This window comes from Burkholderia sp. WAC0059 (genome assembly GCF_002870125.1).
In the GTDB taxonomy this organism is placed as follows: domain Bacteria; phylum Pseudomonadota; class Gammaproteobacteria; order Burkholderiales; family Burkholderiaceae; genus Paraburkholderia.
Window position 1 is genome coordinate 76,921 of the sequence record NZ_PNEO01000023.1, and the last position, 15,304, is coordinate 92,224.

The following is a 15,304-nucleotide window of genomic DNA, read 5'->3' on the forward strand; positions in this document are numbered from 1 at the left end:
CCGATCGCGGCCCTAAATCGCAACAACAAGCGCCATCATAGTCGATGCGGACTTTAAATCGACACTAATCAATAGATAGCCAGATTTCATGCCGAGTACCAGCCCCTCCTCCACCATCCTGCAAACCAACATTACTCAATCCATCAAGGCTCAGGAAACGTTACTCAACGACCGATCCCTCCTTGAGGTTTTCGCAAGTGCAACGTCACATGTAATCGACCGTTACAAGGCTGGAGGTCGGCTTTATATCGCAGGCAATGGGGGATCAGCCGCTGACGCGCAGCATCTGGCAGCAGAGTTCGTCAGCAAGCTTGCCAGAGACCGTAATCCCCTGCCGGCAGAAGCGCTGACGACAGACAGCTCTATCCTCACCGCCATCGGCAACGACTACGGCTACGAGCACGTGTTCTCCCGACAACTGATTGCAAAGCTGGGAGCCAACGACGTCTTCCTCGGCATCACGACCTCCGGGAAGTCGAAAAACATCCTGTCTGCGCTTGAAGCCTGCAAGCGGGTCGGAGCCAAATCAATCGTATTTACGGGTTTTGACGGAGGCCCGGCCGCTGAGCTCGCCGACTACGCATTAATTGCCCCAGGCGACCGGACCAGCACGATCCAGGAGCTTCACATCTTGCTGGCACACAGCATCTGCGAATCCGTCGAATCGGCACTTTTCCCGTCGGAAGAAAGCTGACCGGTAGGCATCTCATCTGTAGCCGGCCCGTCCAGCAACCACGTACCCCGCGACAAGGCTTTTTGCCATGCTGAAGGTTTCGCCCATGCCACGTACAGGTAAATGCCGCCATGGAGCCCCATTATTTAACGCCGCGCAGGCATGGGCTCCAGGTGAAAACGAGGCCGGCGATCCTGGCATGCCTTCACTGGCATAGCCCCCCACGGTACAATGGCGCGATGTGTCTAGAGCAGATCGAGACTGCCGTTGCACGCCCCACTTACCTCGCCCGCCCAAGCCTCCTATTTCCGTCGATGTTCTCCGGTCTCAGAGCTGCGATCACCAATGCCGGAGCAACCGGCGGTTCGGGTATTCGACCAGGCACGGTACTCGGCACCATGCACAGACATCGAACCGAATGTCTGCGAGAGGCGGCGAAGCGGATCAGAAATAAAAATCACCCCGGGATATGCCCCGGCATCAGACGAGACAGCCAGGCATTTCCGGCCGCAACCCTTCGCAGGTATTGAGCAAAGTTGGGCGGCCATAGTAAAGACAGGTACAGTTGGTTCGAACTTATGCAATTTCTCCTGGAAATAGTCGACAACTGCCGCTGCATCAGATTGTGTTGATCGGCACATCAAGCGACATCCGATCACTGAAACCGAGATTTCCAAAGGAGCAATACTTAAATGAAAGTCGTTTTGCTTGCCGGGGGGCTTGGAACCCGAATTTCAGAAGAGACGGCCGTCCGCCCCAAACCGATGATTGAAATCGGCGGGAAGCCTATCTTGTGGCACATTATGAAAATCTATGCAGCCCATGGCTTGACAGATTTTATTATTTGCTGCGGATATAAAGGATATCTGATTAAGGAATACTTCGCCAATTACTTCCTGCACATGTCGGACGTGACGATAGATCTGGAGAAGAATGCAATCCAGGTCCATCAAAAGAAAGCCGAGCCGTGGCGCGTGACGCTAGTCGATACGGGAGAAAACACGCAAACTGGCGGTCGTCTGCGCCGCGTACGGGAATATATCGACGGCGATTTTTGCATGACCTATGGTGACGGCGTTGGATCGGTCAACATCACGGAGCTCATCGCTTTTCACCGCGCCCACGGCAAGCATGCGACGATGACCGCTGTTCAGCCGCCGGGACGCTTCGGTGCACTGGCAATGGAAGGTACGCGGGTCCATTCGTTCACCGAAAAGCCGACCGGCGACGGCGGCTGGATCAACGGCGGCTTCTTCGTGCTGAATAAGGCGGTGCTTGATCTGATCGAGGCGGACGAAACGCTATGGGAACGTCAGCCTCTCGAAGCATTGGCAGAGGGCGATCAGCTGCAAGCCTATCTGCACCATGGCTTCTGGCAGCCCATGGATACGCTGCGCGACAAGAACCACCTCGAAGAACTGTGGACTGCCGGAAAGGCCCCGTGGAAAACCTGGGAATGAGAATGGACGTCAATGCGGGGTTCTGGCAGGGCAGACGAGTGTTCCTGACCGGCCATACCGGCTTCAAGGGCGGATGGACGTCGTTGTGGCTGGCGTCCATGGGGGCAAAAGTCGCCGGCTACGCGCTGCAGCCCGCTACTCAGCCGAATCTCTTCGAAGCGGCTGATGTCGGCGGCATAGTGGAGCAGAACCACTTTGCAGATATCCGCGATTATGAGCACCTCGCTTCGGCGATGTCCGGCTTCAAGCCGGACATCGTGATTCACATGGCGGCTCAGCCTCTCGTCCGTTATTCGTACCTTTCGCCTGTCGAAACGTATGCAACCAACGTGATGGGCACCGTACACGTGCTGGAGGCCATTCGTCGATGCGATACTGTACGCGCCGCGGTCATGGTGACGTCGGACAAGTGTTACCAGAACAACGAATGGCCGTGGGGTTACCGCGAAAACGAGCCAATGGGCGGTTACGACCCCTACAGTAACAGCAAGGGCTGTGCAGAACTCGTAACGTCCGCTTACCGGCAATCCTTTTTCCCGGCTGAGCGCTACGCAGATCACGGCGTGGCCGTCGCATCGGGACGGGCAGGCAACGTAATCGGCGGCGGCGACTGGTCGGAAGACAGGCTGATCCCCGACGCGATCAGGGCTTTTCAGGCCAACGCGCCTCTGCTCATCCGCAATCCCGGCGCAACCCGCCCGTGGCAACACGTTCTCGAGCCAGTGTCGGGCTACCTGGTACTGGCTCAGGCACTTTCCACGCAGGGCACTGCATTCAATGGCGGCTGGAATTTCGGTCCGGGCGACGACGATGCGCGCAGCGTGCGGGATGTCGTCGAACTCGTTATCGAAAAATGGGGCGACAAAGCGCGTTGGCAGCAGGACGGCGCAGAACAGCCCCACGAAGCCAACTTTCTAAAGCTGGACTGCTCCAAGGCAAAGCAGCAACTGGGCTGGACGCCGAAGTGGAATTTACCAACGGCCATCCAGGCAACCGTCGCATGGCACCGCGAAAAAGCCTGCGATAACGACATGCGGCAGTTTTCCCTCGAGCAGATCGGGCAGTACTCAGCGACGACGCATCAGGCATAACACAGTAACCGACGATTTCGGCAAAGGTTTCCGATATGGCTAACGATACTCTTGACTCCAGCAAACTCGCACAAGCCGAGTTGCGTAAAAAAATTGCCGCGCTAGTCGACGAATTTGCAGCGCTCGCCTATGCAGATAGGCCGTTCGTTCCAGGCGAAACCGTCGTTCCGCCATCGGGTAAAGTCATCGGCGCGCCCGAGCTGCGCAATATGGTGGAAGCATCGCTGGACGGTTGGCTAACCACGGGACGATTCAACGACGCATTCGAAAAGCGTCTCGCCCAATATCTCGGCGTGCAGCATCTCATCACCGTCAACTCCGGTTCTTCGGCAAATCTCGTCGCGTTCAGTGCGTTGACGTCGCCCAAACTGGGGGATCGCGCAATTCGCCCTGGAGACGAAGTCATCGGAGTGGCCGCCGGTTTTCCGACGACCGTCAACCCGATTCTCCAGTTCGGCGCCGTGCCGGTGTTCGTAGACGTAGAGCTCGGAACGTACAATATCGACGCATCGAAAATAGAAGCCGCGCTCTCCAGTAAAACGAAGGCCATCATGCTGGCCCATACGCTCGGCAATCCGTACAATCTCGGCATCATCAAGGACATCTGCGAACGCCATAATCTGTGGCTCGTCGAAGACTGCTGCGATGCGCTCGGTGCGACCTACAACGGACAAAAGGTCGGCACGTTCGGCGACATCGGCACGCTGAGCTTTTACCCTGCGCACCACATCACGATGGGCGAAGGCGGCGCCGTATTTACGAACAATACCGAGTTGAAAATGATCGCGGAATCGTTCCGTGACTGGGGCCGTGACTGTTATTGCGCCCCCGGAAAGGACAACACCTGCGGTAAACGCTTCTGCTGGAAGCTCGGTAATCTGCCGGAAGGATACGATCACAAATATACGTACTCGCATCTCGGCTACAACCTGAAGATTACCGACATGCAGGCTGCGTGTGCGCTGTCCCAGCTCGATCGCATTGACGACTTCATCGCAAAACGCCGCGCCAACTTCGATTTCCTCAGGAATCGTCTGGCGGGCTGCGAAGAGTTCCTGCTGCTGCCTCACGCCACGCCGAACTCGGACCCGTCCTGGTTCGGGTTCCCTATCACGCTGAAGGACAACGCTCCCGTTACCCGCGTTGATCTACTCACGTACCTCGATCAAAACCGGATCGGCACGCGTCTGTTGTTCGCCGGCAATCTGACTCGTCAACCCTACATGCTGGGCCGTAACTATCGCGTTGTTGGCGACCTGACCAATAGCGACATCGTTATGAACCAGACCTTCTGGCTCGGCATTTACCCGGGGCTCACGGCAGAACACCTCGAATATACGGCAAGCAAGATCGAGCAGTATCTCGGTGTCGGATTCTGAATATGGAATCGCGCAATAACGCCATGCACCCGTATCGGTCGTTTCCCGAAATCGCCGACGACGATTTCACGCGACTAGGCATGCACGTCGATTGCAACGACTTCTCCGGCAAGACAATCCTGGTCTCCGGCGCGACGGGGTTCTTCGGAATGTGGATGCTTGCGCTGTTTGCATGGATGAAAAAAACGCACGGCATACCACTGCGAGTGCTGGCGATCTCCCGCAATCCACAAGCGTTCAATGCAAAACACCCGTGGGTCGATGGCGCGGACTGGCTGAAATGGATCACCGGCGACATTCGTGATTTTACCTTTCCCGATGAAGCGATCGACTACGTCATCCATGCGGCGACGGATACCACGGCTGCAGCCGCAGGCGCCCCATCCCTGCTGTTGAACACGATCGTGCGAGGTACGGAACGTATACTGGATTGTGCGAAATCGCTCGGCGCAAAGCATGTTCTGCTTATCAGTTCGGGAGGCATCTACGGACGTCAAGCCATCGACATGCCGTATCTCGTCGAGTCGGTGGAAACTGCACCGTCGACAATGGACGTCGGCAGCGCTTACGGAGAAGGTAAACGCGTAATGGAATTGCTCGGTGCAATCCATGCCCACGAGAATGCATGCGAAGTTGTAGTCGCTCGATGTTTCGCGTTCGTCGGTGCAGGGCTTCCGCTGGATGGCCACTTCGCAATCGGCAACTTCATGCGCGACGCGCTTACCAAGGAAAAAATCGTCATCCGCAGCGACGGCAAGAGCGTACGCTCGTATCTTTATGCCGCCGACCTTGTGATCTGGTTGACCCGTCTGTTGCTGAAAGGCCAAAACAGGACGGTATACAATGTGGGCTCCGATCAGGAAATCACGATTGCCGGGCTTGCGCGTGAAATCATTGCCACTCTGGCGCCGGCTAAAACTGTCGTTGTCGAAGGTCGCAGCGATACTCCCGGCGCCGGTAATCGCTATGTTCCGTCGATCGAAAAAGCTCGGGCACAGCTCGGGCTCGACGTCTGGACTACGTTGCCGCAGGCAATTCGCAATACCTCTCTCTGGTCAGGCAATCGCCCATGAAAGCATTGATACTTTGCGGAGGTTTGGGTACCCGGCTGCGTAGCGTGATCGGGCCATCGCAAAAAGCAGTTGCCGATGTCGACGGACGACCATTCCTTTCATATGTCGTCGAGGAGCTGGCGAAAGCGGGAATACACGATCTCGTTTTTTGCACGCACTACCAGTCGGAGCAGGTGGAGAGCGTCGTGGCCAATCTGCCCGCCAATCCGGCCCGATCGGTAACGATCGTGCGTGAGCCGTCCGCAATGGGTACCGGCGGAGCGATTCTTCATGCGCTGTCAAAAATCGGTTACGACGGTCCCTTTATCTCACTCAATGCAGATACTTACCTCGATGCCAATGCCTACCGGCGTGCCATCGAAACCTGCCCCCCAACGCTCGTCGTTACCCAGGTAAGCGATTGCGAGCGATATGGCGCCATTCAGCTCGACGACAACGGAAAAGTTCGAGCCTTGACCGAAAAAGGCAAGACCGGACCAGGCCTGATCAGTGCCGGGGTGTATGGTTTGCACACCCGCTATCTCAGCGCATTTCCGGTTGCCGCGGCTTCGATGGAGCGAGACATTATTCCGGAACTGGTCTCCAGGGCGCTCCTTACGGCAACGGTGTATGAAGGCCCTTTCCTCGATATAGGCACGCCGGATAGTTTGAAGCTCATTCGTGAATCAGGTGTGCATAAACTGCAATGAAAGACCATATCCGAGATCTCGTAGTCAAACATGATCGCCCAGTCCTCGACGCTATCGCAACCATCGAACGAGGGCCTACGCAAATTGCACTCGTTGTCGACGGGAACGATGTGCTGGTCGGAGTGCTTACCAACGGTGACCTACGGCGCTTCCTCGTCGGCGGAGGTCAAACCTCGACGCCAATCCGGGAATGTATGAACCGCAATTTTCACGCGCTGCCTCATGGCACTACGCGTGAAGAACTGCTGAAACTGTTCGATCTCGGCTATAACGCAGTCCCGTTGCTCGATCCGGACGGGAAACTCGTGGAGTTCGCGACGCCCGATTTCTTTCCTCCGGCAAAAGAGGAGGCTGTGCTTTCGCGCGCGCGCGCGCCTGTGCGAATCAGCTTCTCGGGCGGCGGGACGGACCTCACATACTATTTCATGAAGAATGGCGGCGTGGTATTGAATACGTCTATCGCCCTCTATTCTCACGCGACGTTAATTCCGTCTTCGAAGTCCGAGATCAATATCGTTTCTCACGACATCGATCGACATGAGCATTATCCGTCCCTGCGCAGTCTGCTCGACAGCCCTGAAAAGGGCTTGCTGTCGTCCGTCGTGTCAGTCATTCGTCCGGATTTCGGTTTCGATCTATTCGTGCACTCCGATTTTCCGGTCGGCTCCGGCCTCGGCGGCTCGTCGGCCGTGGCGACAAGTGTCGTTGCAGCGTTCAACGAGCTAAGACTCGATAAATGGAGCACCTACGAAATCGCGGAGCTATCGTTTCAGGCCGAACGACTCTGTTTCGCGGTCTCCGGCGGCTGGCAGGACCAGTATGCCTCGGCATTCGGTGGCTTCAACCTGATCGAATTCGACGGCCGGCGGAACCTGGTGCACTCTCTTCGCCTCGAGGATGGGATCCGAAACGAGTTCGAAGAATGCCTCATGCTATGCAATACCGGTATCGAGCATAATTCCGGCGAAATTCATGAGCAGCAGCGCGAAGACTTCAAGAAGACCGACCGCAATCAGCAGATGCTGGAGATGGCCGATCTCTGTCGGAAAATGCATAAGCAACTGATTCGCGGCGACCTCAACGACTTCGGCAAGAGCCTGCACGAAGCATGGGTAATCAAGCACGGCTTGTCGAGCGCAATCGGCGGTGGCGTGCTGGACCAAATTTATCAGGCAGCCCTCGACGCCGGCGCGCTGGGCGGAAAATTGTTGGGAGCAGGAGGCGGAGGCTTTTTCCTGTTCTATGTACAACCACGTCATCGAGCAGCCGTGTGCAACCGACTCAAGGCAATGGGTTGCACGTTGAGCACGGTGCGTTTTGAAGAAGAGGGCGTCACATCGTGGAGAACCAAGGTAGCATGAACGGATCGACATTCGAAATTGACGGTTTTACGATCGGTGGCCCGCGTACGTTCGTAATCGCCGAGATCGGCAACAATCACAACGGCAGTGTCGAACTGGCGAAGAAGCTCGTGGACGCGTCGATCGCGGCCGGGGCGGACTGCGCCAAGTTTCAGCTCAGAAATCGCGCCGCGCTTTACCGGACCGCACCCGGCGAAGAAGGCTCCGAGGACCTGGGCGTCGAATACATCCAGGATCTTCTGAACAAGGTCGAATTGACCAACGAAGAACATCGCGAGATGCGCGAGTACTGCGCCCAAAAGGGCATTGCGTACATGTGCACCCCCTGGGACGAGCCGAGCGTAGACGTGCTTGCGACATTTGACGTGCCGGCGCTCAAACTCGCCTCGGCCGATCTCACGAATCCCTACCTGATACGCAAAGCCGCCAGCCTCGGCAAGCCGCTCATCTTGTCCACTGGCATGTCGTTCGAGCCGGAAATCGAAGCGGCGGCAAAACTCGTCACGAGCCTCGGCGTGCCGTTCGCCCTGCTTCACTGCAACAGCACCTATCCCGCGCCAGAGGGCGACATCCATCTCGGATACATCAAGCGCCTCCAGGAAATTCACGGCGTAATCGGCTATTCCGGCCACGAACGCGGCACTGCAGTGACGATTGCCGCTGTCGCTCTGGGAGCGAAGCTCGTCGAGCGACACATCACGCTCGACCGGAACATGGAAGGCCCCGACCACGCAGCAAGCCTCGAGCCGGCAGAGTTCAAGTCTCTCGTCGACGGCATCCGCCAAGTCGACCAGGCATTACCCTGGACCGGCCCTGGCCGCCAGGCGAGCCAGGGCGAGCTGCTCAACCGGGAAAACCTGAGCAAGAGCGTCATCGCGGCGCGCCCAATCAGGCAGGGAGAGATATTCCACGAGGAGTCCCTGCGCGTCGCGAGCCCAGGCCAGGGCCTACCGCCCTATCGGCTACCTGATCTGCTCGGAAAAACGGCGCATCGCGACATCCGTGCCGGAGACTTTCTTTACGAAGGCGATTTGACCGGTGAGCGGACGGTAAAGCGCACCTATCGCTTTCCCGGCTACTGGGGAGTCCCCGTTCGCTACCATGATTTCCAGCAATATCTCGCGGTAATCGACCCGGATCTGTACGAATTCCATCTGTCGTATCGCGATCTGTCTCTGACGCCGGCGAAGTATCTCAAGACGGTCGACTGCAAACGCCTGGTCGTTCACGCGCCGGAACTGTTCGAGAATAGTGAGTTGCTCGACCTCACGGCCGACGACCTCGGATATCGGCAGCGCTCCATCGACAACCTCAAACGTGTGGTCGAAGCCACCGAGCAAATTCGCGAATTCTTCCCGGCGGCCGATTCGGCGCTAATCGTGGCGAACTGCGGCGGCTTCTCGATGGACGAGCCGTTTCCGCTGGCGCATCGCGCTGAACTATACGGCCGCTTCACCGACGCCTGCGCGAAAATCGACTTCGGCTCCACTGAGTTGATCCCGCAAAATATGGCGCCGTTTCCCTGGCATTTTGGCGGCCAGCGTCATCAGAACATTTTCATGATGCCCGATGAACTGGCCCGGAAAGCGAAGGAACTCAAGCTGCGTTACTGCATTGATCTGTCGCACCTGCAAATGACCTGCAATCACTTCTCTCTGGACTTCCAGGAAGCGCTGGCAACCCTGCTGCCACATAGCGCGCACCTGCACGTCGCGGATGCGCTCGGGGTCAATGGAGAGGGTGTCGTGATCGGCACAGGCGACGTCGATTGGCCGCAGACGTGGGAAAAGATTTCGGCCTATCCCTCGGTCAGTTTCATCCCCGAAGTGTGGCAAGGCCACAAGGACCATGGCGCAGGATTCTGGCACGCGCTGGATTTTCTTACAGAGCTCAACTAGATCATCATAATGAACGTTGCTGAATTCATCCTCGCAAACATCCGGAATCTGGGTACGGATACCGCATTCTGCCTGACGGGCGGCATGGCGATGCACATTAACCGCGCGGCCGACGCCGCAGCAGATCTGCGCGTTATCTATTGCAATCACGAACAAGCAGCAGCGGCAGCAGCCGACGGTTATGCAAAGGCCAAGGACTATCTCATCCCGGGTCTGGCAATCGTCACGTCCGGTCCCGGTGTGACGAACACGATTACGTCGGTTGCATCGGCCTATTACGATTCGGTACCGATGTTCGTACTGGCCGGTCAGGTCAAACGTGCGGACATCAATACGCACGGTGTGCGCAGCCGAGGCGCACAGGAGACGCCGCACCTGGAACTGATGCAGCCGATTACGAAATGCGCGTTCCGGTATATACCGTCCGAAGTTGACGATGCAGCCCTGGCGGCCAATCTCGCACAGGCAGTCGTTGGTCGCAAGGGCCCCGTATTCATCGACATTCCGCTCGACGTGCAGTCGGAAGCCGTGATCGACGCCGAAGCGCGTCTGCAGAAGATTTCCGGACTCATTCGTGCAACGATAAGCCACGACAGTGGCGGGACGTCGGACGCGGCGCCGGCGATCGTGGCGGCGCTAAAGGAAGCGCGCCGTCCCGTGCTGGTCGTCGGCAATGCTCTGCGCATCGCTGGTATTTCACGGACATCGATCAAGCAACTGGTGGAAAAGGTAGCCATTCCCACGTTGTTCACGTGGGCGAGTTTCGACTTGCTGGCATACGATCATCCATTGAATTTCGGTTGCGCCGGCGGCCTCGCACCGACTCATTCCAATCGGATCATTCAGGCGGCCGACTGCATTATATTCCTTGGCACGCGCCTGGATCTGTTGACTACAGCCTTCAACCCCTCGAATTACGGTAAAAACGCCCGTCGAATCGTTGTTGAACTCGACGAGAAAGAAATCCTCAAGAACGAGGGGCTTCCCAATACCACCTTCTTCCGCGAAAACGTGGCTGGCGTTGCGGAAGATTTGTTGTCGTCTGACCTCGCACTCGACGCAACCGACTGGCTGTCTCAGTGCAAAACGTGGCTCGCAAAGGACAGGGAAGACGAGCAAGCCGCGTTTGGCTCCATGCGAACGACGACTTATCAGATTTCCCGAGTTCTCTCAGCTTCTCGCCTCGGAAAGTATGTGGTCCCGACAGCATCCGGATTCGCCACCGAAGGTATTGCGCGCTTCTTCAAGCCAACGGACGGCGCGAGTTTTGCTTGGGCCGGCCATGTGCTCGGCTCGATGGGCCTCGGCTTGCCGACGGCTATCGGAGCCGTTGCCGCACTGAAACAACCGGTGGTATGCCTTGAAGGTGATGGCGGCCTGTTGCTAAACGTGCAGGAGTTGTTCACCCTTGCTGCCAATCCGGATTTGCCTTTGACGGTCATCATTTTGAACAATGGTGGCTATCAGTCAATCATCCGCTCTCAAGCGCGCGCGTTCAATAAGGAGTTCGGCGCCTCTGCTGCTTCCGGGCTGTACACTGTCCAGTTTGATCAATTGGCGAGCCTGGCAGGCCTTACTTACGAGAGATGCAATACAGTCGAAGAGCTTGCAGCAAGTCTCGATAGAGAGATACCAAGACGGCTGATCGACGTCTTGGTCGAGGAGGACGGTTACCGTGGCCCCTCCGTAACGACGAAATTCGATGAAAACGGAAAGCCATATTCGACCGATATCGCGGACGTAAGCTGGGAACGTTGATGGGCGGGTCGTAGCCCGGTCACGGCAGATAACAATTCAGACGTACAAATCGCCGAGCCGGCTGTAAGGCCGCTCGGCGTTTTACTGTCCCACCGGGATGTCCCGTGCTGGCGTCACATCCAGACGCTACAATAGGACCATCGGTATAAAGCATCACAATAATGCTGTTTTCTGCTGCCGTTAGGTCCCTCTGTTCATGCACCTACCCGAACGAGTCTCCTGGAAAGACGACACGATGAGCGATCCACGGCGAATGCATTTTCTGGATGGCCTGCGCGGAGTAGCTTGCCTGATGGTGGTCATATTCCATTATTGGCTGGCATTTTCCAATCCCAACGATATTCCCTGGTATTTTGATGGCCAACTCGCCGTTGGTATCTTTTTTGTCATGTCAGGAATGGTTCTGGCTACGGCTTACCGCGACTATAGCATTCCACTAACATATCGCGTGTTTTCCCGTCTTGCAAGATTATTGATTCCTACTCTTATCGCATTTTTTATTTCGGACGTCGTAATTGCGATGTCTTTTTCGTATGATCACACTATTGCCGGAAAATTAGGGAAGCAGATATTGCTACGCTGGTCAAATCACCCCACGGCATCTATTCGCTGGGAAGATTTGGGAGGGTTAATCGTCGGATTTAAAGATTCCACGATGTTTCCTGTGCAGCATACGGTGTCCGTAGACGATTCCGTATGCGTCCCCCTTTGGACGATAAATTACGAAATTCTCGGGTCACTACTGATTTTATTCTTGACTCGAATACGAAGTGAAGCTGCGCGCATCGCTATATTATTAATATTGTTGCCTATAATTGGACTGCGCGAACTCGGCCTGTTTCTGGTCGGATATGTATTTCGCTTTTATTATCAACCCAGAATCGGTAACTCCGGATCAAAAATAATCGCAGTAGTCGCTGCAATTTCGCTGGCAGGCGTTATCTCGCTGGGAATGCTCCGTGCCCACCCGACGATAGACTCCATACTCTCAGGCTTGCTCCCCCACAGATCGCCCCTTGAAGGGTTGCACGCAATTGGCAGCACTCTTGTTGTTTTACTAATTCTTAACTTCCGCCCATTGAGGCAGCTTCTAGAAATTCAGATTTTTCAATTCCTGGGAAAGATATCATTCTCCATCTACCTGATTCATTGGCCAATTATGCTCGGAATTGGTGGCTATCTTTATTATAGAGGAATGAGCTTCGGAGAAATCATCGTTGCCTGCTTGATCATAACGATTCCCTGCGCCATCCTGTTTGAAAGATATGTCGACAGGCCATCTATTCGCCTCGCGCGATATATAGTTTCGCGAGACGAAACAAAATTGAAATCACTGCGCCAATTCGGCAGCCCTGAAAACTGATACTGGCCAAAGTCGGCAGTTCCCGGTCACGTAAAAATACGTGCAACACGAGTGCATTTAAACTGTCCACCAAGAACCCTACATTAACGCAGGCATCGTAATCAGGATAGGAGTGCTCTCTTTCGTCAGTTTTGATGGGCCGTACCAATCATTTCTCGTGTTTCCGATATAAACTACGATTTCTACATCGTGAGCCAATAATATCGTTTCACATCATACTTCTTGCTTGAGTCCAGGACTACGCCTCTTGTCGCTTTTTCGCAGCATATAGCTCCCACGATTACCTCTCCTCCCGAAGCTAGAAACTCTCATTATCCCAGTTACTGGCCTCTATCAACAACGTCACCAGGCAGAAGCGCTGTCGACACTCCTCTGCACCGTCAGTAACTCTGGCCACCAGATTTACATCAGGACCGCCTTGAGTTTTTTCTTGACTTCAGTTGGCAATAAATTGACGATGCGATAAGTAAACCGTGAGCGATAAAGACGAACCACAATATTGGCAGCCCATGCTTTATAGCGACTTCTTTTCACAACTGGCGTAACGTCGAGCGGAAATAGATCACCAACGTTTCGGACTGCCTTTTTCAACGAGAACGAGCGCAGACCCTCTTCATCCAGAATCATCCAGCGGACAGACTTTGGCTGCCGCACATCGACATCTGGGCAACGTGGTACCGCGTCCAGTAATTTATAGCCGACCGTAAAATTCTTGCTATCACCCACGGGAGATGCAATATAACCTTTGGGGTGCAGCCGGATGTAGTAATCTCCGATTTGATCAACAATCAATGAGGCAAGTTTTAATTCCAGGTTATCAGCCTGATTGGCTTCATTGATCACAGAGAAATACGCCATAAACTCCTTATCCGACATTGATTGCGATTGCGTATAAATATGCCGAATCAATTCGTTTACAATGGCTTTTTCGGGGCAAGTACGCGACATGAATTCAATGATCTCATCGAATTCGGCAGGCTTAAAGCACTCAGCCTGATTGGCCCAGCCATAGCGTAACTGCGCTAATGCATGAATGTAGATTTCATCGACCTGGCGACGAAGAAGTGGCCCTTCCGAGCACATCGAACGTCTAATATCTGAATATTGATAGACTCCCTGAGATACCAGGTAGTTGAACTGGCGTACGAGGCCTAATGTCCAGGCATAGAATCGGTAAGTATTGGACAAACGGGAGTATCGTACCCATTCGCTGTCATCGCCAGCATGATAGTCCTTACTCTCGTTAATATAGAGAAACGTAGTTTGGCAGTGAACAATGCTCTCCCCCATGGTAGCAAGCAACGTGGCTACGTGAGAAAAATGCGGTCCACAATTCTCGATAATGTGATGCCATTTTTCCCTATCGAGAAACCGCCTTTCATAAACCCATGCCCCCATGGCCGTAGCCATGAAGTTAATCCCCGTATGCATCACGAACTGCTTGTACGTCATGAAGTGCCGGCCTGCCGCAATATGAATCGACGGCCGACCGTTCGTTACCCCAGCCCTGTTGTACCAGATGGTATTGAAGAATACAGCAGGAGCAGTCGGATTTTGTACCCAGCGCGCCAACTCGGCCAACCCTTCCGGTAAAAATATGCGTGCATCGCCCACAATCCAAAGGAACTCGCCAGATGCATGCCCGGATGCAGCAAGAGCGGACTCCTCTGCGGTCAACTCGAACTGCTGGGCGCGAACGATCTTGAGAGACTCAAATCGATCCTGGATTTTCTGAAGATATGACTCGATCCTGGCATAGTTCACTGCAGCCACCGGATCGGCATTAATAAAGACGATCAGTTCGGCAGACTTCAAAAAGTCGCCTGGAGCATGGTGAACAATGGAATCGAGGCAACGATACAGGTTTCCTCCTTTTCCCATTGTAGGAACTACAATGGACAGGAGAGGCATCGGTTTGTTAGCCATATTTAACACAAAATATTCGACAGTTTTGAACTTCAACGGGCGCCACCCACCTCAAGCCCCCGTTGAATGTATAACGCGTTACGACAGAGATCATTTCACGCCCGACGAGTGTGCCTCAGGATCAGAACCCCGCCGATAAAAAAACAAATATGTTTGCCGTGAAAATGCAGGCCATACTTTTTCCACAAATTCGTACATCTCGTACGACGCAAAAAACCAACTCCTGGCACATGGCCAGTTCTACATCAGTGCGCCGCATTAGCATTTCACGGAGCCAGGGAGTACTAGAGTTTGCCAGCCGTCCGATAGCGGACTGCTAGTGCCTGTAATGCCGAAATCACGGAATGATCGGCAACGAGCGGATGCAGGTAACGGAGCATCTCGCATGCCGGATCACTAGCTGCACCAAACAACCTGACAAAACGTGTGCTCAACGCAAAGAACGGAGCGCCAGTAAATGCGGACGTGCGCTTGCCATCATATCTGTAGCTAGAGCGTGTTAGGCACTTTGGATAATGGGCACAGCATGGACGAGCATGAGCATGGCAAAAACGACGAAGTGCAGGCCCGCCAGGGTTTCAGGCAGGCGCTCATAGTCGCGTGCCAGCCGCCTGAAGCGGTTCAGCCATCCAA

The 15,304-nt window shown here is 54.9% G+C and carries 11 protein-coding genes and 1 pseudogene; 10 read left to right on the plus strand and 2 right to left on the minus strand.

Annotation, left to right across the window (positions count from 1 at the left end; genetic code table 11):
- Positions 1–88 precede the first annotated feature (88 nt).
- The 10 genes from CY652_RS20705 (at position 89) to CY652_RS20750 (ending at position 12,745) form a co-directional block, all read left to right on the plus strand.
- Positions 89–694, plus strand: a complete 606-nt coding sequence (locus tag CY652_RS20705) for a D-sedoheptulose-7-phosphate isomerase (RefSeq protein WP_102132592.1) — start codon at positions 89–91, stop codon at positions 692–694.
- A 671-nt stretch (positions 695–1,365) separates the two neighbouring features.
- Entirely contained in the window at positions 1,366–2,133 is a 768-nt protein-coding gene (rfbF, locus tag CY652_RS20710; RefSeq protein WP_102132593.1) for a glucose-1-phosphate cytidylyltransferase, read from the plus strand.
- Entirely contained in the window at positions 2,130–3,224 is a 1,095-nt protein-coding gene (gene rfbG / locus CY652_RS20715) for a CDP-glucose 4,6-dehydratase (RefSeq protein ID WP_102132594.1), read from the plus strand. The genes rfbF and rfbG overlap by 4 nt, the downstream gene beginning before the upstream one ends.
- A gap of 35 nt (positions 3,225–3,259) precedes the next feature.
- Positions 3,260–4,603 (plus strand): lipopolysaccharide biosynthesis protein RfbH, encoded by a 1,344-nt coding sequence (rfbH, locus tag CY652_RS20720; protein ID WP_102132595.1) that lies wholly within the window; start codon positions 3,260–3,262, stop codon positions 4,601–4,603.
- 2 nt (positions 4,604–4,605) lie between these two features.
- Complete coding sequence (locus CY652_RS20725) at positions 4,606–5,676, plus strand: NAD-dependent epimerase/dehydratase family protein (protein WP_102132596.1); 1,071 nt, start codon at positions 4,606–4,608, stop codon at positions 5,674–5,676.
- A complete protein-coding gene (locus tag CY652_RS20730) occupies positions 5,673–6,365 on the plus strand; it encodes a sugar phosphate nucleotidyltransferase (protein WP_102132597.1) in 693 nt (230 codons plus the stop codon). The genes CY652_RS20725 and CY652_RS20730 overlap by 4 nt, the downstream gene beginning before the upstream one ends.
- Positions 6,362–7,726, plus strand: coding sequence for a GHMP family kinase ATP-binding protein (locus CY652_RS20735; protein WP_102132598.1), 1,365 nt, complete (start codon positions 6,362–6,364; stop codon positions 7,724–7,726). Before CY652_RS20730 ends, CY652_RS20735 begins: the two co-directional genes overlap by 4 nt.
- Entirely contained in the window at positions 7,723–9,624 is a 1,902-nt protein-coding gene (locus tag CY652_RS20740; RefSeq protein ID WP_102132599.1) for an N-acetylneuraminate synthase family protein, read from the plus strand. The genes CY652_RS20735 and CY652_RS20740 overlap by 4 nt, the downstream gene beginning before the upstream one ends.
- A 9-nt stretch (positions 9,625–9,633) precedes the next feature.
- Positions 9,634–11,382 (plus strand): thiamine pyrophosphate-binding protein, encoded by a 1,749-nt coding sequence (locus tag CY652_RS20745; RefSeq protein ID WP_102132600.1) that lies wholly within the window; start codon positions 9,634–9,636, stop codon positions 11,380–11,382.
- A gap of 235 nt (positions 11,383–11,617) precedes the next feature.
- Complete coding sequence (locus tag CY652_RS20750; protein ID WP_180970706.1) at positions 11,618–12,745, plus strand: acyltransferase family protein; 1,128 nt, start codon at positions 11,618–11,620, stop codon at positions 12,743–12,745.
- A gap of 402 nt (positions 12,746–13,147) precedes the next feature.
- On the opposite strand, the gene CY652_RS24210 is transcribed toward CY652_RS20750, so the two are convergent.
- Positions 13,148–14,707 (minus strand): hypothetical protein, encoded by a 1,560-nt coding sequence (locus tag CY652_RS24210; protein WP_146010166.1) that lies wholly within the window; start codon positions 14,705–14,707, stop codon positions 13,148–13,150.
- Between the two features lie 463 nt (positions 14,708–15,170).
- Positions 15,171–15,304, minus strand: a pseudogene (locus CY652_RS20755) (IS5/IS1182 family transposase); the annotation flags it as partial.